We start from the raw sequence: 25,946 nt of genomic DNA on the forward strand, positions 1-25,946 counted from the left end.
TGGGGGCTCTTCTTGGCAACGGCATAGCCTCGCCTTGGCCGACAACCCGGTTTGCGGCCGCTGGTTGTGGCCTGATAGCGTCGATCATCGGCGGCGCGAAAAACCAAACGTCTGAGATCGGGCACGCTCCGATGGCGACAGCGGGCGGGCAAGGCGTTGCGGGGGGAGAGATCGACTGCGGCGTTCTTGGCACACAGGGATGTCTGCGCTAATGGTTGACCAATTTATTCAGGATATTTTGATAATTGTCATGATATTGATTGACTGTTGGCTAGCGTCGTAATATTGGTTGAACCAATATGAGGAGTAATTGAAGGCATGGCCCCAACTGAGTCCAGAGAAGACCGAGAAGCAAAGAAATACGCCTACACGGCGATCATCGAACGCGTTCGCGCCATGATCGCCGCCGGCGAACTGGCCCCAGGCGATCGTCTGCCGCCGGAACGCAAGCTGGCCGAAACCTGGGGGGTGTCGCGCGGCAGTTTGCGCCAAGCCTTTCAGGCCCTGGCCGAGCGCGGCGTGATTGAGAGCAGGCAGGGCGACGGCACCTATCTGTTGACTGCCCTGGACGCCCCCTTTCCCGGCGAGGCTGTGCTGGCGGCCATCAGCGAGCAGGAGGGTTGGGTCCGCGACGTGATCGAATTCCGCCAGATGCTGGAACCGTGGATTGCGGCTCTGGCGGCGCAACGAATGCCGCCTGGAACGCTCGATCGGCTCAAAATTCTGGTCTGCGATCAGCAGCGCGCCTTGCTGGCCGGGCGGGAGGACGACCGTCTGGACGCCGAATTTCACCAACTGCTGGCAGAGTGCGCCGGCAACCGGGTGGTTGGCCCGGTGATGACTGCCGTCCAGTCGACCATGAACAAGAGCCGATCCGCCTGGCTGCAGAGCAGCGAGCGGCGTTTCGCCTCGGTGGAAGGCCATCTGCGCATTATCGACGCCCTGGAGGCCGGCGACCCGGCGGCGGCCAAGGCGGCTATGGAGCATCATCTCGCTGAGGTTGAAACCCATATCTTCAGCGATCAACAAGGGCAGTAAATTTTTTAAGCATTGCGGCGAACGAGCCGAACCGGAGGACGTTATGACTGTAGAAATTGCGTTGATGTATCTGGCTGTGGGATTGATTGCCGGGGTCTTAGCCGGTCTTTTGGGCGTCGGCGGCGGGTTGGTGATTGTGCCGATGCTGATCTTCTGCTTCGTCAGGCAGGGGATTGTGCCGGATCTGATCATGCATCTGGCCCTGGGCACCTCGCTGGCCAGCATCATCTTCACCTCGATCTCCAGCTTCATGTCGCATCATAAACGGGGCGCGGTTGATTGGGGGATCGTCAAGCGGATCGTGCCCGGCATCCTGCTCGGCACCTTTCTCGGCACCTTTGTTGCCGCGCGCCTTTCCACAGGTTTTTTGAAAGGGTTTTTCTGCGTGTTCCTCTATTCCGTGGCCACCCAGATGTTGCTCAACAAAAAGCCCAAGGCCTCGCGTGAACTCCCCGGAAACGCGGGCATGTTCGGCGTTGGCTCGACCATTGGGGTGGCGTCGGCCCTGGTCGGCATCGGCGGCGGCTCGCTGTCCGTGCCCTTCATGCTGTGGTGCAATGTGGCGGCGCATCGTGCCATCGGCACCTCGGCGGCCATCGGGTTTCCCATTGCCGTTGCCGGCGCGGTCGGCTATATCGTCAACAATCTCCACGGAGTCGGCCTTCCAGCCTATAGCCTGGGCTATGTCTATCTGCCCGCCCTGGTTGGCATTGTCTGCTCCAGCGTCTTTACCGCTCCCTTGGGGGCCAAGTTGGCTCACGCCTTGCCGGTGGACAAGCTCAAGCGCATCTTTGCCCTGTTCCTTTATGTGGTGGCCACCAAAATGGCCTGGAGCCTGCTGCAGTAGCCCCTGTCTGCTCGGCCTTTGAGACGCCTTGAGGAGAGCCTTGAGGACGCCGCCGTCCTCAAGGCTCTCCTCGTTTTTATCCATTCTGCGGAGGATGCATGAAACGTCTTGTGCTGGTGTTGTTGCTCCTGACAGCCGTCGTCGCCCATGGCGGCGAAGCGAATCGCGGCGCTCTCCGCGCTCCATCGGTTTGCCGGACGCCGGATCAGCACGACGGCTATGTGCTGGCCATTACCTGGCAACCGGGTTTTTGCGAGCGCACTGCCTACAACGGCCGCAAACCGGAATGCGAGCGGATGGCCGATGGGCGGCTCACCGTGGACCATCTCACCTTGCACGGGCTTTGGCCCGACAAAAAAAGCTGCGGCGCCGGGTACGGCCAATGCGGCGGGCGTCCCCTGGATTTGCGCCCGGACACGCTTGCGTACGTTCAACCGTGGATGCCCAATTTTTATGACGAAACCAGCTTTGGCGAATATGAATGGCAGAAACACGGGACCTGCCAGACCGGGATGGACGACGACGCCTACTTCCGCAAGGCGGTCGACGCCGTGGCCATGGTCAACAACGCGGCAGCGGGCCGCTACATTGCGGCCCACATCGGCGGGGCTATTTCCAAGCGCGAGTTGTATGCAAAGGTGAACAGGGAAGTGGGCGACAATCGGGCTGCAAACAGTTTTCTGTTGCTGTGCAAAGGAAACTATCTCTACGAGATCCGGGTCCGGTTGCCCCGGGAATTCAAGACAGGCGACGGACTTGCCGCACTGCTTGGCCCCGATCTGCCGGGAAAGGCGGCAACCGACCGCAACCAATGCCGGCAGGATCGCATCCTGATTGAGCAAAGCGGCGAGCAGTGAGGCGCCGGCGAAACCCGAGCGCTTAGGTTTTTTCAGGAGCGGTCAAGCACCGATTGCCGTGATTCGATGGCCCGAGCCAGGGTGTGCTCGTCAGCGTACTTGATGTCCATGCCCATGGGGATGCCGCAGGCCAGACGGCTGAGCCGGATGTCGGCGCCTTTGAGCATCTCAGCCAGGTAGGAGGCGGTGGCCTCGCCCGGCACCGTCGAACTGGTGGCGATCAGCACCTCGTCGACGCCGCCCGAGGCGACCCGTTGCCGCAGTTCGCGAATTTTCAACTCGTCGGGACCAATGCCGTCCATGGGTGCTATCACCCCGTGGAGGATGTGGTAGGTGCCGCGAAAGGCCCCGGTTTTTTCGATCGCAAGCTGGTCGCCCGGTTCCTCCACCACGCAGACCAGCCGCGGATCTCGGCCTGGATTGCCGCAGATGAGGCAGGGGTCGGTTTCGGAAAAGGTAAAGCACTGGCGGCAGAGGTGAATGGTTTCATGCAGCACGCTCAGGTCGGCGGCCAGGGCTTTGGCCTCGGCGGCCGGACGCCGCAGCATGTACAGGGCCAGACGGGTGGCGGTTTTGCGCCCAATGCCCGGCAGGCGGGTCAGGTCGGAAATCAACCGTTCCAGGGCCGGCGGGATGACTTGCATTTACAGCAAGCCGGGAATGTTGAGGCCGCCGGTCAGACGGGCCATTTCCGATTTGCCCAACGCCTTGGCCTTGGCCAGCCCGTCGTTGACTGCGGCTACAATCAGGTCTTGCAGCATCTGGGTGTTGTCTGGCTGCACCATGGCTTGTTCAATCACCAGGCTGAGCAGTTCGCCCTTGCCGTTCAAGGTGGCGGTGACCATTCCAGCCCCGGCTGATCCCACCACCTGTTGTCCGCCCAGATCATTTTGCACAGTTGCCAGTTTTTCCTGGAACTGTTGCGCCTGCTTCATCAAATCGCTCATGTTCATAAAGACTGCCTCAAGGGTGTGTGTTCGTCAGAGGGGGTGCGGGTGCGGCCTTATTCCTCGGCCAGGGGCGGCGCGTCGTCGGTTGCGCTCGTTGCGGGTTTGCTGGTCGTGCGGTAGCGCGGGCCGATGCGGATGTCGCCGACCTGACCGGTGAAGACGTCCAGCGCGGTCAACACCAGGGGGTCGTTGCCCAATGCCCGACGTTCATGCTGCGGGGCCAGACCGTTGGCCGGATCAACGGCGCAGGCGTTGGAGCCGGGAACCGCGAACTGGATGCTGAGATTTTCCTGAAAAAAATCGAGGATAAATTCGGTCAAGGCGGTGACGTTGTTGCGCTGTTTGAGCAGGGTGCAGTCGGCGCTGTCGTCGAAATGGATGATCAGTTCATCGCCCTTGCGTTCCACCGAAGCCGCCATCTGCAGGGCTGCGGCAACCCAGGGCTGCCGCTCGCGCACATACTTGAGAAAGCCGTCCCAATGCTGGCGGATTCTTTTTTTGTTTTCAGGCGGAGCCGGGGCAGGCGGCAAAGGCGTTGCCGTCGGCTCGGTTTGGGGCGACGGCGGAGCGGCGTTGGCCGGCAAATTTGCGGGGTGGGGCGCTTGGGGCGGTTCTGCTGGCGCTGCCGGAGCAATGGGCCTTTCGGCTTCGGGCGCAGAGGTTGCCGTCGGTTGTTCGTCAGGATTCGGTTCCGGCTGTTGCGGTGACGGCGCTGGTTTGGGAGGATCGGGTTGGGGGGCCTGGGTGATCGCCTGCGCAGTAACGGGCGTGGCCGGTTGCGGCTGAGGCGTAGGATTCGGCGGCGTTTGTTGTACTACGGGCTGCGGCGCCGTTTCCAACCGGCAGGGCTGGGGATTGTTGGTCGGCGTCACCGGCAGGGCGTCGATGGGCGTGCCGGCGAGCAGCTGGTCAAAGCGGGCGATCAGCTCGGAGACCGGCGCCACGTCGCGGAATTGGACGGCGCGGATAAAGGCCAGCTCCAGCGCAAACCGGGGTTGTTGGGAAAACGAGGCCTTTTCCAGCCCTTCGAGGAGCAGGTTGAAGAGAGCCGACAGGGTTTCCAGGGAATGTGCGGCTGCCGTCTGTTGCAGGACGGCCAACTCGTCTTCGGTGCGTTCAAGATGCTGACCGGGGTTGGGGCTGACCTTGCACACCACCAGGGCGCGAAACCAGCTGAGCAGATCGTTGCTGAAGCGTTTGACGTCGGCACCGTGCAGATACATCTGGTCAAGCAGGGCGTAAACCGTGGCCAAATCGCCGTTGAGCACCGCCGCGGCCAGTTGGGCGACCAGCTGATGGCTGACCAGCCCCAGGATTTCGACCACGTCAACAGCCCGCACCTCCTGGCCGCAGTAGGAGAAAATCTGGTCCAGGAGACTGAGGCCGTCGCGCACGCTGCCGCCGGCTTCGCGGACAATCATTTCCACAGCCGCAGGCTCCATCTGGACGCCGTCCAACGCCGCCAAGCGGACGAAATGGTCGGCCAGTTCGCGATGGCCAAGACGTTTGAGTTCGTAGCGCTGGCAGCGGGAGAGAATGGTCACCGGCACCTTGTGCAGTTCGGTGGTGGCAAACATGAAGTACACATGGTCGGGCGGCTCTTCGAGGGTCTTCAACAGGGCGTTGAAGGCCTCGGTGGTGAGCATATGCACTTCGTCGATGATGATGATTTTGTAACGCGAGCTGGTGGGCATGAACCGGATTTTTTCTTTCAGCTCGCGGATTTCCTGGATGCCGCGATTGGAGGCGCCGTCCACTTCCTGGAGATCGATGCTGGCGCCTTCGGCAATGTCCCGGCAGGAGCGGCAGACGTTGCAAGGCTCGGCAGCCGGACCTTGCTCGCAGTTCAGGGCCTTGGCCATGATCCGCGCCAGAGTGGTCTTGCCGGTGCCGCGCACGCCGCTGAAGATCAGGGCGTGGGCAACGCGGTTTTGCGTCAGGGCGTTTTGCAGGGTGCGAACAACCGGTTTTTGACCGACAACTTCGGCAAAGGTCTGGGGGCGGGATTTTCTGGCAAGAACGAGGTAGGACAAGGCGGGTACCGGCGGTCAATGATCAGAACAATGGAAGATGCATCGACTGTTCCGGGCGGGGACCAGCGAATTCACCCCTGAAAAAAAGGATAGCCAGGCACCCCTGTGCACATAAAGAGTGTCACTGCCGCTGCTTCCTTCCGGACCTGACGGGGTTGGTGATTCTTTATTGCACAGGACCCGGCTATCACACTGATGATCATGTGGCTGTGAATGAGGCGGTTGCCAATGTTCTCGGCGTTGCATGTGTGAACCGTCCGTCAACGGCAGGCGACGGAGCATCCTCAATTCAGTTCGCGGTTTATACCCTTCAGAGCGTGCGGCGTCAAGAATATTTCGGCCTCTTCCTGCAAAAGGTCGTGAGCCTTGCTGCTCACGACCCCTTTAGCTCGGTGCATCGCTGGCCCCAAAATTTTCGGGGCAATGCAAAAGGATAAACAATTGCTGCTGGTTATTGCACGCTGTCGCTGCCTGTTTCTTGCCGCCCTTGTCGCTCCTGGTTTATTTCGTCGTAGATCTGGTGCAAATGCACCGGCGCGACCTTGCGCCGCAAACGGAGATTGAGCATCTCGACCAGAAAGGAAAAGGCCATGGCAAAATACAGGTAGCCCTTGGGCATCTCGTGGCCGGTCCCCTCGGCCACCAGGGCCACGCCCACCAGGACGAGAAACGACAGGGCCAGCATCTTGACGGTTGGATGTTCCTCGACAAATTCGCCAATCGGTTTGGCTGCGATCATCATCACCCCAATGGCAATGACAATGGCGGCAATCATAACCCAGAGGTGGTCGGCCAGACCAACGGCGGTGATCACCGAATCCAAGGAGAAAACGATGTCGATGATCGCGATCTGGGCAATGACCAAGGGCAGTTGCGAGGCCATGTGTTTGGGGCCGTGAATCTCTTCGCCGCCTTCGAGGCTGCCGTGGATTTCCATGACCGCCTTGTAGATGAGAAACAAACCGCCGAGCAACAGCACCAGATCGCGACCGGAAACCGAATGTCCCATCACCTCAAACAGCGGCGCCACCAGCCGAGCCAGCCAGGCCACCGACATCAGCAGCAAAATGCGGGTGCCCATCGCCGCCAGCAGGCCGAATTGGCGGGCGAAATTGCGTTGATGCTCGGGCACCTTGCCCACCAGCAGGGTGAGAAAAACGATATTGTCGATGCCCAGCACAACTTCCAGCACAGTCAGCGTCAGCAAGGAACTCCAGATGCTGATATCCCACAACCATTCCATAATCTTTTCTTTTCCTTATTCTTTCTTGTTGAACACTCTGGCGCGACTGTTGCCGTCACTCGTCGGCAGTCGTTTTTGCCTCTTCTGTCGACAGTTCTTCAAGCGCGCCTTGCCGCTCCTGCTTTTTGAAGCGGATGGCGTGACCAAAAATATAGGTGCAGACCGGCACGCCGAGAATCAAACCCCAAAAGCTGAACAGTTTGCCGCCGATGGTGAGAATGATGAGGATGATAACCGAATTGATCCGCATGTACGAACCGTAAATCCTCGGATTGAGGATGTAGCCCTCGATCAGGTGGATGATGGCGATCAGCAGGATGCCCAGGAACATGGTCTGCAAACCGTCGCTTTGCAGGGCGATCAGGCAGATGGGGATGGAACTGATGAACACGCCGATCACCGGGAAAAAGCTGCAGAAAAAAACGATCACCGAGAGAAAGGCCACATGCTGCCCGAGCCCAAGCAGGCTGATGCCAAGGGCGGTGAGAAACGAGTTGATGATGGCGATGATCAACTGGGCTTCCAGCGCCTTGCCCAGCACCTGGGAAAATTCGCGGATATCGTCGGCCACGCTGTGGTAAATAAACCAGAGCTTGGTCGATTCCAGTTCCCGGACGCTTGCCCCCAACTTGGTCAGATCTAGCACGATCAGAAAGGAAAACAGCAGCGAAAGAAGAAAGGCCGAGGCTGCCGAGGCAATCTTGCCGCCGATGTTGCCCAGGGTGTCGAGCATCTGGTTGACGTTCTGCAGGCCGCTGGCCGCTTCGCCCAGACCCAAAAACTGTTGCAGCAGGGACGCGGAAGGGGAATTTTTGAGGCCCTTTTTCTCGGCTGCGTCGGCTGCGCCGGGATCATTGGACAGAATTTCCGGCAAAATTTCTCCGAGCAGGGGATATTCTTTTTCCAGTTTAAACAGCTCCTGGTCGACCCGGCCAAGATAGGCGCCGAACTGACTGACAAAAACCTCGGTTTGGGTTTTCACCTTGGGAACCAGGAAAACGCCGGTTGCGGTCAGGACGCCGAGCAAAAACAGGGCCACCAGCGCCACCCGCACAACCCTGTTCTTGATAATTGTTTCCAGCCTGTTGACGCTTCGCGCCTGGATGTAGGAGAAAACAAAGGTGAGAAAAAGCAGCAGGAAAAACGACCGCAGCAGATAGATGACGGCAAATAGGACGCCCCAGACCATAAGCGTGGCGACGTGGGGCAAGAGTCTGTCCCAGGGTTGGGGCAGGGAACGAAAGAGGGCGTCGTTGTGGTTCATAAACAATCAGATGCGCAAACGGCTTGAGAGGCGACGAGAGGCAGGGCCAGGAGAAAAGAAAAACGACAAACAAGAACGGTCAAGGTGCGGCGGCGCAGAAAACTTCGGCGAGAGGCAATCAGGCTTTCGCTTCAACCCTCGTTGGGAGCAACGGAAACTCAGATTCGTTCAAGAATTCTTCGACGGGTGTGCTTGAGGTTGATGCGCGCAAACTTGCTGATCATTTTATAGTAGACCGTGTCCGGCACATACTCGCGGACCACCTGTTCCCAGTCGTCCGAGCCGACCAATCCTTTGACCAAGCTGGAACTGACCTCCACCAGATGCCGGGGCGACATCACAAACAGGGTCTGGATGGTGTCGTTCATGTTGCTGTTGACGTAGCGCATGCCGCGCTCGTAGGTGTAGTCTTTTTCGTTGCGGATGCCGCGCAGAATATAGTCCACGCCAATGGATTCGGCGTATTTGACCAGGAATTTGTTCTCGAAATGGACCACTTCCACGTTGCGATAGCGGGCGCACATCTCTTCAAGCATCTGCATCCGCTCGTCCATGGTGAAGGTGTAATCCTTCTGCGAATTCTGGCCGACCGCCACATAAAATTTGGTGAACAGGCGGGTGCCCTGCTCGATCATCCACAGGTGGCCGTTGGTCGGCGGATCGTAACTTCCAGCGTAGATTCCTCTCATAGAAAATCCTGCAGCATACGTGGTGGATGAACGGTGTCCGCCGGGCTGAAGTCGCGTCACAGGCGATCAGCAGCCGATTCTCTCTCGGCCGATGCGATGGGTCGTTGGTTCGCTCCTTTTCGATTGGTCCGCTCAAACGCGGTCCGGTTTTTCAGGCAACCGGGAAACGCTGCGGGACAGTCGGCGGGAAGGAAAACGGCCTGTCGAATGCTGGTAAGCTATAGCAAATAGGCCTGTTCCCCGTCAATATTATATTCCGGTGAGGAAATATTAGAAAAGAGTGAGCAGATCAGGAGGATACGACTTTTGTGCCTGCCTCTGGCGCAAATTTCCCCGTCAGAAATGAAAAAAGACCGGGCCTGCAGGGGAAAAGCGGCGGGAAACGCCTGCACGCGTTACGAGGTTGCCGCGCCGACCTGCCCGATCTGCACCATAATCGGTTCGATCACCCCCACCTGGGTGGAAAAATTTTTCAACCCTTGCAGCAGGGTGCGGGTGATGGCTTGTCCCTTGGGGATGATCAGCACCTGATTCTTGGCGATGATGTCCTCGGCCGCCACCATGCCTTCACTGATCTGGCTGATGTTGAGGCTGAGGATCTGGCCCTGATCGGTCAACTCGACGTTGTCTAACGCCGCCAACACCTTGGGGTTGTAACAATGCTTCTGCTTGCGCATCCAGCCGAGCGCCTCGCCTTTGCCCATGCCCCGGAACAACTGCTGGTCAAAATCAATCGCCGCCTTGAGGGTCTGCGCCCCGATAAGCACTTCCTCGAAGTACAAGCCATTGAGCTCCTCGTCATATTCGTCAAACCGCTTCTGTTGCAGTTCGATCATTTTGGCGACGTTTTCCAGCCGGGGTATTTTTTCCAGCAGCGACGCCCCGGCCAAGGGATGGCTGCAAAACATTTCCGCCTCCTCGTCGTCCAATTCCTGGCCCGAGAACACCTTGCTGAGCACGTCGCCGGGCAGGGTGACGCAGCCGATCTGCGACATGAGCGCGGCAATTTCGTACTGCCAGAGATTGGGGAGTTGCAGGGTCTCGGCAATGCTGACCACGTAGGCTTTTATGCGCAGGCCAGAGCTGAAAGCCAGCGGATTGGCGACGCCGAGCAGCTCCGCCAGGACATTGATGCTGCCCTTGAGCGTTTTTTGCAAAAGTTCCCGTTCAGCGACAATCAGGCGATATTGGCGCAGCGCCAAAGCCAGAGAAGTGATGAACGTCGCCTGGGGGCAGGGTTTGGTGAGAAAGCGAAAGATGTGGCCGGTGTTGACCGCCTCCATGGCGGTCTCCTGATCGGCGTTGCCGGTCAGCATCAGGCGGACCGTGTCCGGATGGAGATCCTTGGCCTTGCTCAACAGTTCGACCCCGTTCATCCCCGGCATCCGCATGTCGGAGACGATCACCGCAAACGGGCCCTGCTCCTTGAGGATGCGCAGGGCCTCTTCACCGCCCTCGGCGGTGGTCAGCTCAAAACGCTTGCGCAACTGGCGCTGAATGGACTGCAGCACATTGGGTTCGTCGTCGACAAAAAGAATTTTTTCGGTCATGGCCAGGGCCTACAGGTCCATCTGGCTGCAGAGTTCCAGCCAGTGATCGAACCGTTGATGTAATCCGGCCCGTTCCAGGTAATTCATGTTGACCATGTGGGCGCCGAAACGTTGGTTGGGTTTGAGGGTGTAATAGATGACGTCGGCGGCATGCACCGCCAACGTGGGACAGAACGAGGGGTTGGGATAATGGTCGAGACGGTGATGAAAGGCGGCGGTTTCAACCGCTTGCCCGGACAAACCCCACAACCCGAGAAGATAGCCCCCAACGTCGGCGTGCGAGGCGCCCAGCACCTGGCATTCCGCTTGATACAGGGTAAGGTCCTTGGCCTGGGCCAGTTCGGTGGCCTCGATGTACTGCTCCGGCATGCTGGAGAACAGCACCAGCTTGCCGATGTCGTGGAGGAATCCGGCGAGAAAGGTGTGGTCCAGGATCGCTTTGTTGTCGGTTTCCGCCTGGACAATTTTTTTGGCGTAGGCGGCCACCCCCACGCTGTGTTCCCAGAGTTGCTGGGCCGAGAAATATTTGGCGGCCACCGGCTTGAGCTCGGAAAAGATGCCTACGCTCAGCACCAGGGCCTTGACCGTGTCCAGGCCAAGGAGGTTGACCGCCCGTGCCGGGCTGTCGATGCTTTTGAAGAAACCGAAAAAGGATGAGTTGACCAGTTGCAGCACCTTGGCGCTCATGGCCAGATCCTGCTCAATGATCTCGGCAATGTCGGCCAGCGAGCATTCCGGTTCTTTAAGTTTGCGCTGCAATCTGGAGTAGACCTCCGGCAGGCTCGGCAGTTTGCCGATGCTGGAGACCAACGATTTGAGCTGCTCGTTTTGCATCACATCCTGGAGCGCGCAGGCCCGATCAAGCACTTCGCGCAGGGTTTTGGGATCCGAAGGTTTGGCGATGAACTGGTGCACCACTCCCACGGTGCGGAGAATGGACTCCTCGTCCGCCTGGCCGGTGAGCATGATGCGGATGGCGTGGGGAAACTGCTGCTGGACCATGGTCAGCAGCGAGGCGCCGTCCATGCCCGGCATGCGCATGTCGGAAACAATGACGTCGACCTTGTTCTCGGCCATGAAGTCCAGAGCTTCGCGGCCGCTCTCGACAAAATGGAAATCTTTTTCATGGCGCAGGGCCCGGAACATCCGTTTTAAACCGGAGAGGATGTTGGGTTCGTCGTCAACAAACAGGATGGATTTCTTGGTCACGGCGCAACTCCTGGGTGGTGTTCGGTGCAAAGACGGCGGGTGCGGCAAAGGTTGTTTGCCTGCCGCGCAAAGTCGCGGCCTGGGCCAAGGGCGGCGTTCCGCCATGGAATGGTTCGATAAGGCTGAAAAGAAGGCTGAAAAACATTGCAGGCGCTGCCGCTTCGTTTGTAGAGAAAGCGCACAGAGCCTCGTATGCCTTGTATGGTAGGCTCATTTTACGCCCCCAGATTGGAAAATCAAGGAAATCCACGGGATGCCGACCGCGATCAGATGGCCGGTTGGGGCAGGTTGTGCGGCGGACGGATTGGGTGTTGGGTGTCCCTTTTGAAAACAGAGAAGAAACGGGCGAATGAACGAATGAACGATAATGGCAGGGTAGGGGCGACAACAGCGGCGGAGGAAACACGGGGCAAGGGCTGGTCGCCTCGCATCCTGGGGACGCTGTGCGTGATTGCCTCGGCGGTTGGCTTTGGCGCCTTGGGCATCCTTGGCAAAACAGCCTACCAGAGCGGGGCCTCGACCGTGACCGTGCTCTTTCTCCGTTTTCTGCTCGCCGGGGCGTTGATGACGGCCCTGATGGCGGCGCTCAAGCTGCCCTGGCCGCGCGGCCGCGATCTGGCCATTTTGATCGCCCTGGGGGCGCTTGGCTATGTGGGGCAATCGTTTTGTTATTTTTCGGCCCTGCGCCACGCCACGGCCGGGCTCACCGCGCTTTTGCTCTACCTCTATCCCGCCCTGGTGACCCTGGCCTCGGCGGCTCTTGGCCGCCAGCGACTGACCTGGTCCAAGGCGGCTTTGGCAGGCTTGTCTCTGCTAGGGATCCTGTTGACGGTTGCCGGCGATCTGGGCGGCAGCGCCGCAGGTCTGGGCTTCGGGGTCGGTTCGGCGGTGATCTACACCGGATATATCCTGGTTGGCGAGGGCGTCATTCCCCGGGTCGGCGCCATAGCGGCCAGCACGGTGGTGATGCTCGCGGCAGCCGCAGTCTACGCCTGCGCCGCGCTGGCTGCGGGGCCCCAGTGGCCAACCCAGGTCTCGGGCTGGCTGGCGGTGGTCGGCATTGCCCTTGTGGCCACGGTGATTCCGATCATCGGTTTCTTTGCCGGCATGCAACGCCTGGGCGCCGCCGACGCGGCCACCCTCTCCACCCTGGAGCCAGTGGTCACCCTGCTGCTGGCCTTTGTCTTTCTCAATGAAACCCTGGCGCCGGCGCAGTTGCTCGGGGCCGGCGCAGTGGTCGCAGCGGTTGCGCTGCTCTCGCGGATGCGTTGATTGCCGGAACTACAAACCAGGGACGCCGATGTGCTGGATGCGCACCGCGTTCAGCCCCTCCTCGTAAGCCGGCAGTTTCCCCTCCAGTCGATGTAGGCGGAAGGCCAAGGCCTGGGACAACACCCGGATGGGATAGTCGCGCGGCAGTTGCTGCAGGTACGGCTGGATGGTGATGAAATCCGTGGCCCCGTACTGCTGCATGATGAACCGCAGGCCGCCGTTTTTTGGGCCGATGTTGTAGGCGAGCAGGCCCAGGAAGAGATCGTTGTTCATCTGCTTGAGATAGTGCTTGAGGGTGGCGGCGGCAACAAAACCGTTGTGGCGGTGATTGACGATCACCGGCCTGTCGACGCCCAGCCGCTCGCCCGCCTGCCGCATGGCTGGCTCCGGGATCTGGGTGATCTGAAACAGACCCTGGCCGCCGTCCTTGCTGTCCCGGGGCAGAAACGAGGATTCAGCGGCGGCGACCCCGTGGAGCAGGTCCGGGTCCAGGTCAAAGGCCGCTGCCGCTGCGTCGATGTCCTGGTCATAGGGCTTGGCCCGGTCGATCAGTTGCTGCAGTTGGGCGGCGTCCTGGCGGCGGTAGGCGGCAAAAACCTGATGGGTCAAGGTCACCCGGGCGGCCTCCTCCTTGCCGCCCACCAGGATGCGGAATTGGCTGAACGCAAAATAAAAATTGCCCTTGAGAGCAAATCCGCCGATGACCAGGGCCAGAACCAGTGCCAGGGCCGCCGGGAGGAACGGCGCTTTTTGCCCCAGCCAGCGCCGCGCCCGCAGCCAGCCGAGCAACAACAGGGCTGCGGCAACGATCAAGCCCGACACGCCCAGGGTAAATGGGAGCAGGTGGGGAAAAAAGCGGGCCCCGGAAAACCTGCCGGCCGCATGGCCAAGCAGGACAACGATGGCGGTCATGGCGCTGAGGCTCAGACAGCAGATTTCCAGGCTGGTGAAGACCATTTGCCGGCGAGTGGAGATCTGTGGTTTTTTGCTGCGTCGCTTGCGCCCGGCCCCTTTTTTTGCCGGCGAGCGGGGCTTGCGTTGCACCGTTGGTTTGGCTGCTGATTTTGTCGCAGATTTTTCCGCTGATTTGGCCGTTGGCGGCGCCTTTTCAGGCGGCGGAGCTGGTGCAACGGTTGGGGATTGCTGTTCGACCGGTTTCTTCATGCCACAGGGTGTGTTGCTCGCCAAGGCCATGGCCTCGCGGTCCAACTGCCTCTGGTGAAACGAAAAAAAATGGGTATGATATGGAGCGCGTCGGCGCATTTTTCGGCAACCGGCTCCACAGCCACTGACAAGACCATTTTTAACGACTTCCTGTCAACCAATACCCAAGGAGAACGAATATGGAACTCTTCGCCGTTAATTCCCAGACCTGCAATCGCGACGGCCTCTGCGCCGCCGTCTGTCCTCTCGGCATTATTGACTGGAGCCCTGGCGCCGCGCCGACGCCTGCGGTCGGGGCCGAGGCGGCCTGCATCCGTTGCGGTCACTGTGTCGCGGTTTGCCCAACCGACAGCCTCAGCCACCGCGACATGGCCGTGGAGTCGTGCCCGCCGGTGCGGCCGGAATGGCGCCTTTCCCCCGAGCAGGGCGAGCACTTCCTCCGCGCCCGTCGCTCCGTCCGGGTTTACCGGGACAAACCAGTGGAACGCGACGTCCTGGCCCAACTGATAGACGTTGCCCGCTACGCCCCTTCCGGCATCAATTCCCAGGGGGCGCGCTGGCTGGTGCTGGGCGACCGGGGCGAACTGCGCAGACTTGCAGGCCTCGTGATCGATTGGATGCGCTGGATGCAAAGCAATATGCCGGAAGTTGCCCAGGCCCTGCATCTTGATCGCACTCTGGAGAGTTGGAACGGAGGCCGCGACGTCATCCTCCGGGGCGCGCCGGCGGTGATCGTCGCCCACGCCGAAAAAGACAACCGCATGGCCCCCACAACCTGCACCATCGCTCTGACTTATCTTGAACTGGCGGCCACATCCATGGGATTGGGAACCTGTTGGGCCGGGTATTTCAACGCGGCGGCCAACGCTTACCCGCCGATGCTGGAGGCGCTGGGCCTGCCCGAGGGCCATCAGTGCTACGGGGCGATGATGGTGGGCTATCCCAAGTTTGCCTATCACCGTCTGCCGACTCGCAAGCCCCCGGAGATCCTCTGGCGGATGGGATAATCGCAGCGTTCCATGGTCTCGGGCGAGTTGCGCCCTGTTGCTTTTTCTTGCGCACTCGCTGCGAGTGCTTATACCAATGAGGAAAAATTCATCATTTCCTAAAATTCAGCGAGCAAACCCATGACCAACCCATCACCCGTCGCGACCCCGAAGGCCGAATCCACAAACTGGCACACCCTGACCCCGGAGGCGGCACTTCGCGAGCTGGCAAGCAGCGAAATCGGCCTGAGCCAGGCTCAAGCCGCGGAGCGGTTGAGCATCCACGGTCCCAATGCAATCAAGCGAAAATCCAAGGACAGCGCCTGGCGTCTGCTCTGGCGGCAGATCAACAATTCGCTGATATGGGTGCTGCTGGGGTCCGGCACGCTTGCGGTGCTCCTGGGCAAGATGACCGACGGCCTGGTGGTGCTGTCGGTGGTGGCGATCAACGCGGTCATCGGCTTTATCCAGGAGTTCAAGGCTGGCCGGGCGATCGAGGCACTGTCCGACATGGCGCCGCGCAACGCCACGGTGGTGCGCGACGGCCGCAACGCCACCGTGCCGGCGGCGGAATTGGTTCCCGGCGACGTGGTGCTGCTGGCGGCCGGCGACAGCGTGCCGGCGGATATGCGGCTGGTCAGCCTGAGAAACCTCCAGGTGGAAGAGGCGGCGCTGACCGGCGAGTCAACCGCGGCGGTCAAATCGCTGGCCCCGGTCGAGGCTGGGGCCGTGCTTGGCGACCGGACCTGCATGGTCTATAGCGGCACCCTGGTCACCTCGGGAACCGCCGCCGCCGTGGTCGCCGGCACGGGCATGGCCACCGAACTGGGTCGGATCTCCGACATGCTGGAGAGCGCCGTGGACCTTGACACCCCGCTCACCAAAAAACTGGCCGAGGTCAGCACTTGGATCACCGTCGGCATTGGTTCGGTGTCGGTGGTCATCCTGGCCATCGGCGTCAAGCGCGCCCTGGACATGGCCATCCCCCTGGGGCCGGCCCTCAAGGAAACGCTCATCTTCGCCATTGCCCTGGCGGTCGGAGCCATTCCCGAGGGCTTGCCGGCGGTGGTCACCATTGCGCTTGCCATCGGGGTGCAGCGCATGGCGCGGCGCAACGCGATTATCCGCCGCTTGCCGGCAGTGGAAACCCTGGGCTCCACCACGGTGATCTGCTCCGATAAAACCGGCACCCTGACCTGCAACGAAATGACCGTCACCGAACTGACGACCTTGCAGCACGCCTGCCGGGTGGGCGGCGTCGGCTACGCCCCGGTGGGCAAATTCAGCGTTGACGGGCAAGCCGTGGAGCAGTTGCCTGCGGATCTGCTTGATCTGTTGGTGCAATCCGTGCTCTGCAACGACGCCGCCCTGATCGAGGAGAACGGTCAGTGGTCGATCACCGGCGATCCGACCGAGGCGGCCCTACTGGTGGCCGCGGCCAAGGCTGGGTTAAACGCCAAGGAGGTCGCCAGCCAATTTCCTCGGCTCGATGAGCTGCCCTTTGCCTCGGAAAACCAGTACATGGCCACCTTGCACGGCGGCGCGGAGCGCTTCGTGGTGATGAAGGGCGCGCCCGAGGTGGTGTTCAAGCGGTGCCTGCAGGCTGGCGACGCCGATCTGCGCCAACGGATTGCGGCCGAGATGAATCGGATGGGCGCCAAGGGCATGCGGGTGCTGGCGATTGCGGTCAAACGGGGGGAGACAGAGACCGACGCGTTAACCCCGGAGGCGGTCGCGGACGGTTTTGATTTTCTGGGATTGATTGGCATGATCGACCCGCCCCGGGCCGAGGCTGTCGAGGCCATTGCGGCCTGCCGCCGGGCTGGGATCGTGGTCAAGATGATCACTGGCGATCACCGGGCCACTGCCGCAGCCATTGGCGCGGAGCTGCAGCTGGCGGACAACGGGCAGGCGATCACCGGGGCGGAGCTGGCCGGCATGGAAGACGCCGCCCTCCAGGACACGGTCCGCGCTGTGCACATCTTTGCCCGGGTGGCGCCGGAGCACAAGCTGCGTCTGGTCAAGGCCCTGCAGAGCGACAATCATGTGGTGGCCATGACCGGAGACGGCGTCAACGACGCGCCCTCGCTCAAGCAGGCCAACATCGGCGTGGCCATGGGCATTACCGGCACGGCCGCGGCCAAGGAATCCGCCGACATTGTCCTAGCCGACGACAACTTTGCCAGCATCAGCGCAGCGGTGGAGGAGGGGCGGCGGGTCTACGACAATCTGCTCAAATCGCTGGCCTTTCTCCTGCCCACCAACTTAGGCCTGGCCCTGATCCTGATCTACGGCATCATGTTTTTCCCCTTTGACCCGGTGACCAAGGTGCTGCTCCTGCCCATGCTGCCGACCCAGTTGTTGTGGATCAACCTGGTTGCCGCCGTTGCCCTGGCCCTGCCGCTGGCCTTTGAGGTGAAGGAGCCGGACATCATGCGCCGCCCGCCGCGCCGTCCTGAAGCGCCGCTGTTCAACAGCTTTGTCGTCTTCCGGGTGGTCGCGGTGTCGGTGCTGATGACCGCCGGGACCATCGCGCTGTTCAACATCGAACACCAGCAGCAACTCGCCGCCGGCGTCGCCGTGGAGCAGGCCCTGGCCAAGGCCCAGACCATGGCCGTCACCTTTGTGATTTTTTTCCAGATTTTCTACATGATTCATTGCCGTTCGCTGAAGGACAACATCTTGAAAATTGGATTTTTCAGCAACCCCACGGTGTTTTGGGGCATCGGCGTGGTTCTGGTCCTTCAGGCGCTGTTTGTCTACCTGCCGTTTCTGCAGCGGGTGTTCAAGACCTCGCCCCTGTCAATGAGCGATCTTGCCCTGGCCGTGGCCGCAAGTTTTGCCATTGTCCCCATTGTCTCCCTGGAAAAATGGATTCGCTCTCTCAAGTTTTTCAGGCGGTGAAAGGGGGGCGCTGCAGCCGCCGTTTGATCTGGCGACAGACCAGACCAGAGGAGGCCTGCAGCGTTCAGCGGCGCGACTTCTTTTTACCCGGCTTTTGGGGGGTGGCGAGCAATTTGAATTCAGGCGCGTAGCCAACGATGTACGAGTGGGGCGGATTGCTGCGGAGGCTGAGGAAATGGGCGTTGTTTTTGGCAAAGGGGCAGATGGGCGCGGCGCAAGGTGCAAAGCCGAATTTATGATAAAACGCGGACTTGCCCAGCACAAAAATTGCGCTTTCCTTGATGGGTTCCTGCCGCAGGGCAAAACGGAGCAGCTCGGAGCCGATGCCCTGGCCTTGCATTTGCGGTTTTACCGCCAGGGGCGCCAGATGCAGTCCGCAGACCTCGTTGCCGTCGTAGGCGGGTGAGAAACAGACGTAGGCGACGACCGCGTCGCGGTGGATGCATACCCATTCATGCAGCTCCCGCTCTTTTGCATGCAGGGCGTCAAACAGCTGTAGTTCGTTCTTGCTGGGAGCAAACGCCTGCAGCAGCAACGCGGCGGCCTTGGGGGCGTATTCGGGGGTGAGTGGGCGGATTTTCATGAACTCTTTAAATCAACAGGTGCAGCCAGTTGCGGCTCACATTCCCACGGCGAACATCGATTCCAGGTCGTGGCGGGAGTAGGCCTGGAAGGCGAGCATGGTCTCGGTTTTGCCAATGCCGTCGATGGCCAGCATTTTTTTCGTGACCAGCTCGGCCAGATCGTCGTTGGTTTTGACCCGGATGATGGCCACTAGGTCGTACTTGCCGCTGACCGAGTAGACCTCGGAGATGCCGGCGATCTCCTGCAGCTTTTCGGCAACCTCATTGATTTTGTTCCGCTGGGCGTTGATCAGGATGATTGACGTCACCATGGTTGCGTCTCCGGGCTGCGATGGAGGGTTTCCATCCGCCGTGTTGAAGTGGTTCGGGGTGTTGAAACGGGAAAAGGGCTGGCGTTAAAAAAAGTCGGGCCGACGCCGCTTGCGTCCGCCCGACTTCGTTGCTTCCCTAAAAAAAGCTTATTCGTAGGTGATGCAACCGGCCGGGCAGGAGCCCATGGCCTCTTCGATGCAGTCCTCGTCGCCGCCTTCTTCCATAATCACATAGGCTTTGGTTGCATCGATGTCAAACCCGAAGATTTCCGGGCACAATTCCACGCAGGCCTCGCAGCCCAAACATTCTTCCTGGTCAATTGCTACTACTTGTTTCGACATTACTTGTCCTCTCACAGAGTTAAAAAAGAGGCGCCGACCACTTTGAACGCGGTCGGCGGTTGCTCCCTCACGGCGTCAACGGCTTGAGCGGGCAGGGCGCCCGGGGGGCCTTGCCATTGCAGGCCTTCGTTTACAACTTTGCAGTTTTTAGGTCAATCGTCAATTTGTATTCCGAAGGATCTTCGCCCTGTTTGACGGTGAATCCCAGTTTCTTGCCTAAGGCGACCATGTAGCTGTTTTCTGCCAGCACAGTGCCCCAGACAATCTCCATGCCGCGTTCCTGAGCAATGCCAAGGCATTGCAGCAAGAGCTTGGCGCCGATGCCCTTGCCCTGCCAGGGGTCGCCGATCAGCACCGAAAATTCGCCGCGCTTGCCGTCCGGCTCGCCCAGGATGTTGGCCACGCCCAGCATCCGCTCCTCGCCCTCGCGGTCGTCCAGACCGACGAAGGAAATCTCGCGGTCATAATCGATCTGAGTGAAGCGGGCAAGGATCTCGTGCGACAGGGTTTTGACCACGCTGAAAAAGCGGTAGTAGATGCTGGTCGGGGTCAGCGAGTTGAACAGTTCGACAAACAACGGGGCGTCCTCGGGTTTGATCGGCCGGATGAACAGCGGCATCTGCATGTCGGTGAGATCGTGCCGTTCCAGGTGCTGCGGATAGGGACTGATCACCAGGTGCAGCTTGGCGCCGCTCTCAACCCGGGCCAGTTTGATCCGGGCGTCGACCGCGCAGGGCTGACCGTTTTTGACCAGCACCGGGTTGATGTCCATCTCGACGATTTCGGGAAAGTCGATCACCAGCTGGGAAAGGCGCATCAACAGTTCCTCCAGCTTTTCCAGGTCTGCCGGCGGATGGTTGCGATAGCCCTTGAGCAAGGGCAGAATCCGGGTTTCCTCCATCATCCGCCGGGCCAGCAACCGGTTGAGCGGCGGCAGACCCAGAGCCTTGTCGTCAAGCACTTCGGCAAAGGCGCCGCCCGAGCCGAAACAGAGCACCGGGCCGAAGTTTTCGTCGGTCTTGCAGCCGATCAGCAGTTCAAAATCGGGATGGGCAATGAAGGGCTGGATTGAGACGCCGGTGATCCGAGCCTCCGGATTGTAGGCCTTGGCCCCGTTCATGATCCGGTGGAAGGCGTTGCGCAGGTCTTCTTCGTTGCGCAGGTCAAGCTGAACCCCGCCTGCTTCCGCCTTGTGGCTGATGTCCGGCGAGACCAGCTTCATCGCCAGCGGCAGGTCCATTTCGGCCGCCAGGGCCACGGCTTCGTCGGCTGTGGTCGCCAGCACGGTCTGGTTGACCGGGATGCCGTAGGCGGCGAGGATTTCTTTGCTCGCGATCTCGGAGAGCATCTCGGTTTCCTGCTCAAACGATTCGTAGATAGTGCGAAAGACCTGATCGCGGTTGAAGTAGAGCTCGGTGGCCAGCTTGGGCGGAACCTGGGAAAGCAGCTCCAGATTCTTGGTGTATTCATACATGTAGAGAAAGGCCCGCACCGCCCGTTCAGGGGTCTCGTAGGTGGGGATGTTCGCCTGATTGAGGATGTCGACGGCCTCGGTCATCCGTTTGCCGCCCATCCAGGAGGCAAAGACCGGCACCCGTTTGCGTTTGGCCAGCTTGGCCAGGGCTGCGGCCACCTCTTCCGGCGGGGTCAGGTCCTGGGGCACCATGATCACCAAAATGCCGTCGAATTCCCGGCAGGCCAGGCAGATTTCCAGGGCCTTGGCAAACCGTTCGACCGTGGCGTTGCCCAGGATGTCGATGGGGTTGCCCCGGCTCCAGTAAGGGGGCAGAATTTCGCCCAACTGGGTCATGACTTCGTCGGGAATATGGGCCGGTTCCAGGCCGTAAGCGGCCAGGGTGTCGGCGGCCATGACGCCCGGTCCGCCGCCGTTGGTCAGAATCGCCAGTCGCGAGCCCGCCGGCCTGGGCTGCTTGGCCATCAGCTCGGCGCAGTCGAACAGCCGGGCCAGCGACGGCACCCGGACAATGCCGGCGCGTTTGAAGGCCGCGTCGTAAGCCGCATCCTCGCCGGCCATGGCGCCGATGTGGGTCGAGGCGGCGCGGGCCCCGGCCTGGCTTTTGCCGGCCTTGAGCACAATGATGGGTTTGATTCGCGACACCGAGCGGGCGGCGCTCATGAATTTGCGCGGATTGGTCAGGTTTTCCATGTAGACCAGGATCGCCTTGACCGAACCGTCGTTGCCCAGATAGTCGATCACATCGCCGAAATCAACGTCGAGCATCGAGCCGATGGACACGAAGTGGCTGAAGCCCATGTTTTCCAGGGCCGCCCGGTCGAGAATCGAGGCGCAGATGGCGCCGCTCTGGGAAATGACCGCCAGGTTGCCTTTGGCCGGCATGCCGCCGGCAAAGGTGGCGTTGAGATTCTTGCCCGGGCGGATGACGCCCATGCAGTTGGGGCCGATGATGCGCATGCCCGAGCCTTCGGCCGCGCCCTCGATCTGTTCCTCGATCAAGGCCCCTTCCTCGCCCAGTTCCTTGCCGCCGGCGGAGATGATGATCACCCCCTGGGTGCCGGAGCGGACGCACTGACGAACGATTTCCGGGGCCGTGGCAATGGGCGTGGCGATGATTGCCAGTTCCGGCGCGGGGTCGACCTCGGTGATGGTTGCGTAGGCCTGGAGGCCGCGAATGGTCTGGTGGTGGGGATTGATGGGGACCACGGCGCCGGCGAAACCGCCCTGGATGAGGTTGTCCATCAGGGCTGCGCCGATTGAGCCCTGTCTGTCGTTGGCGCCGATGACTGCGATGCTTTTCGGGTCAAAGAATTGTTCCATGAAGTGTGTTGTCCCTTTTGGGTTGGAGTGATGGTCTTTTCCCCCGTAAACGTCCGTGGCGGCGACGGCGTCTGTTCCGCTGGCCGCAGGTATCCCTCACCTACCCTTTCCTGCCTCGCTTGACAAGCATTTTGCGGAGATAATCGACCGCAAAAATGAGTGCAATTCCCAGCCAGGCAAGTCCGTAGATTTCCGGCGCGACCGGCCCAGTCCCTAGCGCCCGCGCCAGCGGCGGCCAGTAGAGAATGGCCCAGGAAAGAACGAGCTGAATCAGGATTCCGGCAAGGATCAAGCGGTTGCGGACCAGGCCGAGATCAAGGCCCGAATTTTGCTCAAATCGACGGCCAATCAGGTTGCCGATCTGCATCAGCAGGATGGCGGCCAGGGTGACGCCGGTGGCCGAGTGGAGCAGCGGCGAGGAGGGGGGCAGGGGATTGCCGTAGCGCCAGCCGCCGTTGTGGAGCACTAAAAAAAAGAGCAGGAGCGACCACGCGCCTTCGATCAGGCCGAGAAACAGGTAGCTGCGGACCATCAACTCACGGGTCAGCAGACTTTCAGAGGGGTTGCGCGGCGGTTTGCGCATGACCTCGGGGTCGGAGGGTTCCTGGCCCAGACCCATGGAAGGAACCAGGTCCGTGCCCAGATCAATGGCAAGGATGTGGATGATGTTGAGCGCCAACGGCACCGGCAGGACGATGTACAGCAGATATGGCAGGATTTCCGGGCCGTTGCTCACCAGGACATAACTGGTGAATTTTTTCATGTTCGCAAACACGGTCCGCCCCTCTTCGACCCCGTCGACGATGGAGGCGAAATTGTCGTCGAGCAGGATGATTTGGGCCGATTCGCGGGCCACGTCCGTACCCATTGTTCCCATGGCGATGCCAATGTCCGCGGCCCGTAACGCCGGGGCGTCATTGACCCCGTCGCCGGTCATGGCCACTACCAAGTCCATGTGTTTCAACGCCGTGACGATCTTCATCTTTTGCTCAGGCGAGGTCCGGGCAAAGACGCAGACCCCCTGCTGCAGTTGTTCGACCAGCGCCTCCACGGTCAAGGTTTTGAGCGCCTCTCCGGTGAGATGGGCGGTGCAGCCGGGTTCCACGATCCCGGCCTTGGCCGCCACCGCCATCGTCGTGGCCGGGTGGTCGCCGGTGATGATGATCACCTTGATTCCGGCTGTTCGACATTTGGCTACCGCCGAGGCCACTTCGGGCCGCACCGGGTCTTCGATGCCGAGGAATCCGGCCAGGATGAGATCGTGTTCCAGGGCGTCGGCCGCGACTTCATCGGTTGGCGAGTTCGCCGTTGCGACCACTTCGGCGAGTTCCGCCTGAGCCAAGGGCCGATAGGCAACGGCAATCACCCGCAGTCCCTGACTTGCCAGTTGCTGCATGACGATTTCGCTCGCCGCCAGTTGGTCGGCAAGAGGCGCATTTTTTTCGTTGTCTTCGCAGGACCCGATCGCGCTCACCATCGGCCGGACGGCCTCGAAAGCGCCTTTGACCACGAAGAGGTGTTGTTCTCCCATGCGCACAATGCCGCCGGAACGCCGTTTGTCGACGTCAAAGGCAAAGAAGCGCATTACTTGCTGGGCCTCGGCCAATTGTTGCCCCGGATGCAGACCAATCCATTTGTTGGCCACCGCCACATCCAGGGGATCGCCGAGCAGTTGATCGCCTGCCTGGCGGACGTCGGAGGCGGCCAGGGCCAGAGCGGCGAGAGCGTGTTCCTGCTCCGGCGTCATCGCCGCCCCGGTGAGCGGTTCGGCCAGTCGGGTGATGGTCAGTTGGTTCATGGTCAAGGTGCCGGTTTTGTCGGTGCAGATCACATGCACCGCGCCCAGGGCCTCGACTGCATTGAGACTGGTGACCAGCACATTTTTCTTGGCCATGCGCAGACTGCCCATCACCAGGGCAAGGGTCAGGGTGGGCAGCAGTCCTTCCGGCACATTGGCGACAATGATGCCCATCATGAACACCAGATTCATCCACAACGGCTTGCCGCTGAGCATCCCATAGAGAAAAAAGGAGAAGCCCATGGTGCAGGCGATGGTGGTGAGGATGCGGATCATCCGAGAAATTTCGCGTTCAAGCGGCGAGCTGGTGCGGCGGATGGTCTGGGACAATTGGGCGATGCGGCCAAAACGGGTGCGCAGTCCGGTGGCAAAGACCACCCCTCGGCCGGTCCCTTTGATCACAGTGCAGCCGGCAAAGCCGATGTTTTCGCATTCTTCCAAACTTTTTTCCTGCATTTGAGGTGTGAGCCGAATGGCGGCCGATTCGCCGGTGAGCGGCGCATTGTCGATCATCAACCCATCGGCGGCGACAATACGCAGGTCGGCGGCAATCTTGTCGCCCTCGGAGAGGATCACCACATCGCCGGGAACGATCTCGGCGGCCGGTATGCGGCTGATCCGACCGTCCCGGCAGACTTCGACCAGATGGGGGATGAATTTTTTCAAGGCCTCCATAGCCTTTTCCGCCCGGTATTCCTGGATAAAGCTGAACAGGGCGTTGAGCAGCGCCACCACGATCAGGGCCCATCCGAGCATCCCCATGCCCTCTTCGGGATTAATCCGATGGGCGACAAAACAGATGGCAGCGGAGATAATCAGGAGCAGGGCAAAAAAATTGGTGAACTGGCGTCCCAGGGTGCGGGCCAGTTTCCAGCGGTCGACCACCTCGAACGAGTTGGGGCCGATGTGGAGGAGCCGTTCTGCAACCTCGGACGGCGTCAAGCCTTCAGGGCCCGCTTGCAGCGAGGCATAGACCTGTTCCGGCGGAATCTGGCCGATATGAGCGGGTTGCTGGTTCATAAGGTGCGGTATACGCCGACGTCGCAGGAGGTGGCGCGCAGGATCTGCTCGATTCGGTTGCCGTAGAAAAAGCGCGAAGGCAGGGTGCGTTCCGTGGCCCCCAGCAGGATCATGCCGGCATTGATTTTGCCCGCCTGAATGAGGATTTCTTTGGCCCAGTCGTCAGAGAGAACGACCTGACGGTCGAAATGCCAAGCAGGGCCGGTGGTCTGCTGCCGGATTTCCGTCGCCACCCGGTTGAGGTAGTCTTGGCCTTCCTTAATCTTTTTTTGGGCGGTGAGAGCGGAAATGTAGCGAAAATGGAAAGGGCTGACCGTCATCACCCGCAGCAGATAGAGCCGTTTGACCGAGGCCGCCAGCATGTGCAGGAAGGGCAGGGCGGCGGCAAAGCCGCGCGGATGGCCGGCCAAGGGGAAGAGCAGGGTGTGTGGGCAACCCAGCAAACCGGGACTGACCACTCGGACGGCCATGACGTTGAATGCTTGGCAGCGAAGCAGTTGCTCCGCGATGGTGCCGGCGAGAAAACCCCGACTCTTTTGGGAGATTCGGGTTCCGCACAGGCAAGTGAAGTGCTTGCCGTTGGGGATAGCCTGCAGCAAGCTGGCAACGACATCGCCGCGCAGCTCCAGAATCAGGTTCTGACAGATGACGTTGAGGCGGGCGCATTCAGCGGCAATGGCGGTGAATTTGGCCTCGATTCGAACGCGGGTGTAGGAGCCGTCAAGGACGTGGATGAGCTGGAGCTGGCGGCAGGGCAGGGCGGCGGCCATTTGCATGGCGTAACGAGCCACCCAGTCGGCATTGATCGAGCCATCATACGCTAGAACAATTCGCCGGTCCATCGCGCCTCCGAGAGGGGTGAACTTACCGAAAGAGGAAACCGTATCTTTTTGATACTAAAAGGTATCTGCCAAGGGATTGCAAGGGGGATTTTGCCGCAAAGCCGCCTTCCCTGGGCCCCGCGAAACAAAAAAAAGCCCTTAGTGCAGCATAGCTGCACTAAGGGCTTTGGTAAAAAATCGGCGGCGACCTACTCTCCCACATAGTCTCCCATGCAGTACCATCGGCGCTGAAGAGCTTAACTTCCG

Annotated in this window: 22 protein-coding genes and 1 other RNA gene; 6 read left to right on the forward strand and 17 right to left on the reverse strand. The window is 60.6% G+C overall.

All coding sequences use genetic code 11. The features are described from left to right. The first annotated feature begins 318 nt into the window (after window positions 1-318). The 3 genes from RCH93_RS14745 to RCH93_RS14755 all read left to right on the forward strand — a co-directional run bounded on the left by RCH93_RS14745 (window position 319) and on the right by RCH93_RS14755 (window position 2,742). Window positions 319-1,038 (forward strand): FadR/GntR family transcriptional regulator, encoded by a 720-nt coding sequence (locus tag RCH93_RS14745; RefSeq protein ID WP_306549179.1) that lies wholly within the window; start codon window positions 319-321, stop codon window positions 1,036-1,038. Between the two features lie 43 nt (window positions 1,039-1,081). Continuing rightward, window positions 1,082-1,885 carry a sulfite exporter TauE/SafE family protein gene (locus RCH93_RS14750; RefSeq protein WP_306549180.1) on the forward strand — a complete coding sequence of 268 codons (804 nt, stop codon included), beginning with the start codon at window positions 1,082-1,084 and terminating at the stop codon, window positions 1,883-1,885. Window positions 1,886-1,983: 98 nt separating this feature from the next. Further along, window positions 1,984-2,742 (forward strand): hypothetical protein, encoded by a 759-nt coding sequence (locus tag RCH93_RS14755; RefSeq protein WP_306549181.1) that lies wholly within the window; start codon window positions 1,984-1,986, stop codon window positions 2,740-2,742. Window positions 2,743-2,774: 32 nt separating this feature from the next. Here the strand turns inward: RCH93_RS14755 and recR are convergent, their stop codons facing one another. From recR to RCH93_RS14805, 10 genes are all read right to left on the reverse strand, one after another. Then, on the reverse strand, window positions 2,775-3,386 hold the full coding sequence (gene recR, locus RCH93_RS14760; protein WP_306549182.1) for a recombination mediator RecR: 612 nt from the start codon (window positions 3,384-3,386) through the stop codon (window positions 2,775-2,777). Continuing rightward, window positions 3,387-3,695 (reverse strand): YbaB/EbfC family nucleoid-associated protein, encoded by a 309-nt coding sequence (locus RCH93_RS14765; protein ID WP_306549183.1) that lies wholly within the window; start codon window positions 3,693-3,695, stop codon window positions 3,387-3,389. Between the two features lie 50 nt (window positions 3,696-3,745). Further along, window positions 3,746-5,725 carry a DNA polymerase III subunit gamma/tau gene (gene dnaX / locus RCH93_RS14770; RefSeq protein WP_306549184.1) on the reverse strand — a complete coding sequence of 660 codons (1,980 nt, stop codon included), beginning with the start codon at window positions 5,723-5,725 and terminating at the stop codon, window positions 3,746-3,748. 88 nt (window positions 5,726-5,813) lie between these two features. Continuing rightward, an RNA gene (gene ffs, locus RCH93_RS14775) (signal recognition particle sRNA small type) lies at window positions 5,814-5,911 on the reverse strand. 265 nt (window positions 5,912-6,176) lie between these two features. After that, window positions 6,177-6,968: a TerC family protein gene (locus tag RCH93_RS14780; RefSeq protein WP_306549185.1), complete on the reverse strand. Its 792-nt coding sequence runs from the start codon at window positions 6,966-6,968 to the stop codon at window positions 6,177-6,179. A gap of 55 nt (window positions 6,969-7,023) precedes the next feature. Next, window positions 7,024-8,232: an AI-2E family transporter gene (locus RCH93_RS14785; RefSeq protein ID WP_306549186.1), complete on the reverse strand. Its 1,209-nt coding sequence runs from the start codon at window positions 8,230-8,232 to the stop codon at window positions 7,024-7,026. A gap of 158 nt (window positions 8,233-8,390) precedes the next feature. Then, a complete protein-coding gene (gene coaD, locus RCH93_RS14790; protein WP_306549187.1) occupies window positions 8,391-8,921 on the reverse strand; it encodes a pantetheine-phosphate adenylyltransferase in 531 nt (176 codons plus the stop codon). Window positions 8,922-9,316: 395 nt separating this feature from the next. After that, window positions 9,317-10,471 carry an HD domain-containing phosphohydrolase gene (locus RCH93_RS14795; protein ID WP_306549188.1) on the reverse strand — a complete coding sequence of 385 codons (1,155 nt, stop codon included), beginning with the start codon at window positions 10,469-10,471 and terminating at the stop codon, window positions 9,317-9,319. Between the two features lie 9 nt (window positions 10,472-10,480). After that, window positions 10,481-11,680 (reverse strand): response regulator, encoded by a 1,200-nt coding sequence (locus tag RCH93_RS14800; RefSeq protein ID WP_306549189.1) that lies wholly within the window; start codon window positions 11,678-11,680, stop codon window positions 10,481-10,483. Continuing rightward, the gene (locus tag RCH93_RS14805) at window positions 11,652-11,930 is read right to left on the reverse strand and encodes a hypothetical protein (protein ID WP_306549190.1); all 279 of its coding nucleotides are present in this window, start codon (window positions 11,928-11,930) and stop codon (window positions 11,652-11,654) included. The genes RCH93_RS14800 and RCH93_RS14805 overlap by 29 nt, the downstream gene beginning before the upstream one ends. Before the next feature lie 107 nt (window positions 11,931-12,037). On the opposite strand from RCH93_RS14805, the gene RCH93_RS14810 reads away from it, so the two are divergent. Next, a complete protein-coding gene (locus RCH93_RS14810; protein WP_306549191.1) occupies window positions 12,038-12,952 on the forward strand; it encodes a DMT family transporter in 915 nt (304 codons plus the stop codon). Between the two features lie 9 nt (window positions 12,953-12,961). On the opposite strand, the gene RCH93_RS14815 is transcribed toward RCH93_RS14810, so the two are convergent. Further along, window positions 12,962-14,116 (reverse strand): transglycosylase SLT domain-containing protein, encoded by a 1,155-nt coding sequence (locus tag RCH93_RS14815; RefSeq protein WP_306549192.1) that lies wholly within the window; start codon window positions 14,114-14,116, stop codon window positions 12,962-12,964. A 179-nt stretch (window positions 14,117-14,295) separates the two neighbouring features. On the opposite strand from RCH93_RS14815, the gene RCH93_RS14820 reads away from it, so the two are divergent. Then, on the forward strand, window positions 14,296-15,123 hold the full coding sequence (locus tag RCH93_RS14820; protein ID WP_306549193.1) for a nitroreductase family protein: 828 nt from the start codon (window positions 14,296-14,298) through the stop codon (window positions 15,121-15,123). 120 nt (window positions 15,124-15,243) lie between these two features. After that, entirely contained in the window at window positions 15,244-18,006 is a 2,763-nt protein-coding gene (locus tag RCH93_RS14825; RefSeq protein WP_306549194.1) for an HAD-IC family P-type ATPase, read from the forward strand. 64 nt (window positions 18,007-18,070) lie between these two features. Here the strand turns inward: RCH93_RS14825 and RCH93_RS14830 are convergent, their stop codons facing one another. From RCH93_RS14830 to RCH93_RS14855, 6 genes are all read right to left on the reverse strand, one after another. Then, window positions 18,071-18,589, reverse strand: a complete 519-nt coding sequence (locus tag RCH93_RS14830) for a GNAT family N-acetyltransferase (protein ID WP_306549195.1) — start codon at window positions 18,587-18,589, stop codon at window positions 18,071-18,073. Window positions 18,590-18,625: 36 nt separating this feature from the next. Then, the gene (locus RCH93_RS14835) at window positions 18,626-18,901 is read right to left on the reverse strand and encodes an Lrp/AsnC family transcriptional regulator (protein ID WP_306549196.1); all 276 of its coding nucleotides are present in this window, start codon (window positions 18,899-18,901) and stop codon (window positions 18,626-18,628) included. Window positions 18,902-19,048: 147 nt separating this feature from the next. Further along, the gene (locus RCH93_RS14840; protein WP_306549197.1) at window positions 19,049-19,243 is read right to left on the reverse strand and encodes a ferredoxin; all 195 of its coding nucleotides are present in this window, start codon (window positions 19,241-19,243) and stop codon (window positions 19,049-19,051) included. A gap of 130 nt (window positions 19,244-19,373) precedes the next feature. Continuing rightward, window positions 19,374-22,040 carry a GNAT family N-acetyltransferase gene (locus RCH93_RS14845; protein ID WP_306549198.1) on the reverse strand — a complete coding sequence of 889 codons (2,667 nt, stop codon included), beginning with the start codon at window positions 22,038-22,040 and terminating at the stop codon, window positions 19,374-19,376. Between the two features lie 100 nt (window positions 22,041-22,140). Then, the gene (locus tag RCH93_RS14850; RefSeq protein ID WP_306549199.1) at window positions 22,141-24,858 is read right to left on the reverse strand and encodes a cation-transporting P-type ATPase; all 2,718 of its coding nucleotides are present in this window, start codon (window positions 24,856-24,858) and stop codon (window positions 22,141-22,143) included. Next, on the reverse strand, window positions 24,855-25,700 hold the full coding sequence (locus RCH93_RS14855) for a universal stress protein (RefSeq protein ID WP_306549200.1): 846 nt from the start codon (window positions 25,698-25,700) through the stop codon (window positions 24,855-24,857). Before RCH93_RS14855 ends, RCH93_RS14850 begins: the two co-directional genes overlap by 4 nt. Window positions 25,701-25,946: the final 246 nt, after the last annotated feature.

The sequence above is a fragment of the Desulfobulbus sp. genome (assembly GCF_030824455.1).
In the GTDB taxonomy this organism is placed as follows: Bacteria; Desulfobacterota; Desulfobulbia; order Desulfobulbales; family Desulfobulbaceae; genus Desulfobulbus.

Excerpts from the sequence above, each read along its gene's own strand:
- RCH93_RS14745 (WP_306549179.1), top strand. The coding sequence starts at position 319 with ATGGCCCCAACTGAGTCCAGAGAAGACCGAGAAGCAAAGAAATACGCC.
- RCH93_RS14750 (WP_306549180.1), top strand. The coding sequence starts at position 1,082 with ATGACTGTAGAAATTGCGTTGATGTATCTGGCTGTGGGATTGATTGCC.
- RCH93_RS14755 (WP_306549181.1), top strand. The coding sequence starts at position 1,984 with ATGAAACGTCTTGTGCTGGTGTTGTTGCTCCTGACAGCCGTCGTCGCC.
- recR (WP_306549182.1), bottom strand. The coding sequence starts at position 3,386 with ATGCAAGTCATCCCGCCGGCCCTGGAACGGTTGATTTCCGACCTGACC.
- RCH93_RS14765 (WP_306549183.1), bottom strand. The coding sequence starts at position 3,695 with ATGAACATGAGCGATTTGATGAAGCAGGCGCAACAGTTCCAGGAAAAA.
- RCH93_RS14780 (WP_306549185.1), bottom strand. The coding sequence starts at position 6,968 with ATGGAATGGTTGTGGGATATCAGCATCTGGAGTTCCTTGCTGACGCTG.
- RCH93_RS14785 (WP_306549186.1), bottom strand. The coding sequence starts at position 8,232 with ATGAACCACAACGACGCCCTCTTTCGTTCCCTGCCCCAACCCTGGGAC.
- coaD (WP_306549187.1), bottom strand. The coding sequence starts at position 8,921 with ATGAGAGGAATCTACGCTGGAAGTTACGATCCGCCGACCAACGGCCAC.
- RCH93_RS14795 (WP_306549188.1), bottom strand. The coding sequence starts at position 10,471 with ATGACCGAAAAAATTCTTTTTGTCGACGACGAACCCAATGTGCTGCAG.
- RCH93_RS14810 (WP_306549191.1), top strand. The coding sequence starts at position 12,038 with ATGAACGATAATGGCAGGGTAGGGGCGACAACAGCGGCGGAGGAAACA.
- RCH93_RS14815 (WP_306549192.1), bottom strand. The coding sequence starts at position 14,116 with ATGAAGAAACCGGTCGAACAGCAATCCCCAACCGTTGCACCAGCTCCG.
- RCH93_RS14820 (WP_306549193.1), top strand. The coding sequence starts at position 14,296 with ATGGAACTCTTCGCCGTTAATTCCCAGACCTGCAATCGCGACGGCCTC.
- RCH93_RS14825 (WP_306549194.1), top strand. The coding sequence starts at position 15,244 with ATGACCAACCCATCACCCGTCGCGACCCCGAAGGCCGAATCCACAAAC.
- RCH93_RS14830 (WP_306549195.1), bottom strand. The coding sequence starts at position 18,589 with ATGAAAATCCGCCCACTCACCCCCGAATACGCCCCCAAGGCCGCCGCG.
- RCH93_RS14835 (WP_306549196.1), bottom strand. The coding sequence starts at position 18,901 with ATGGTGACGTCAATCATCCTGATCAACGCCCAGCGGAACAAAATCAAT.
- RCH93_RS14840 (WP_306549197.1), bottom strand. The coding sequence starts at position 19,243 with ATGTCGAAACAAGTAGTAGCAATTGACCAGGAAGAATGTTTGGGCTGC.
- RCH93_RS14845 (WP_306549198.1), bottom strand. The coding sequence starts at position 22,040 with ATGGAACAATTCTTTGACCCGAAAAGCATCGCAGTCATCGGCGCCAAC.
- RCH93_RS14850 (WP_306549199.1), bottom strand. The coding sequence starts at position 24,858 with ATGAACCAGCAACCCGCTCATATCGGCCAGATTCCGCCGGAACAGGTC.
- RCH93_RS14855 (WP_306549200.1), bottom strand. The coding sequence starts at position 25,700 with ATGGACCGGCGAATTGTTCTAGCGTATGATGGCTCGATCAATGCCGAC.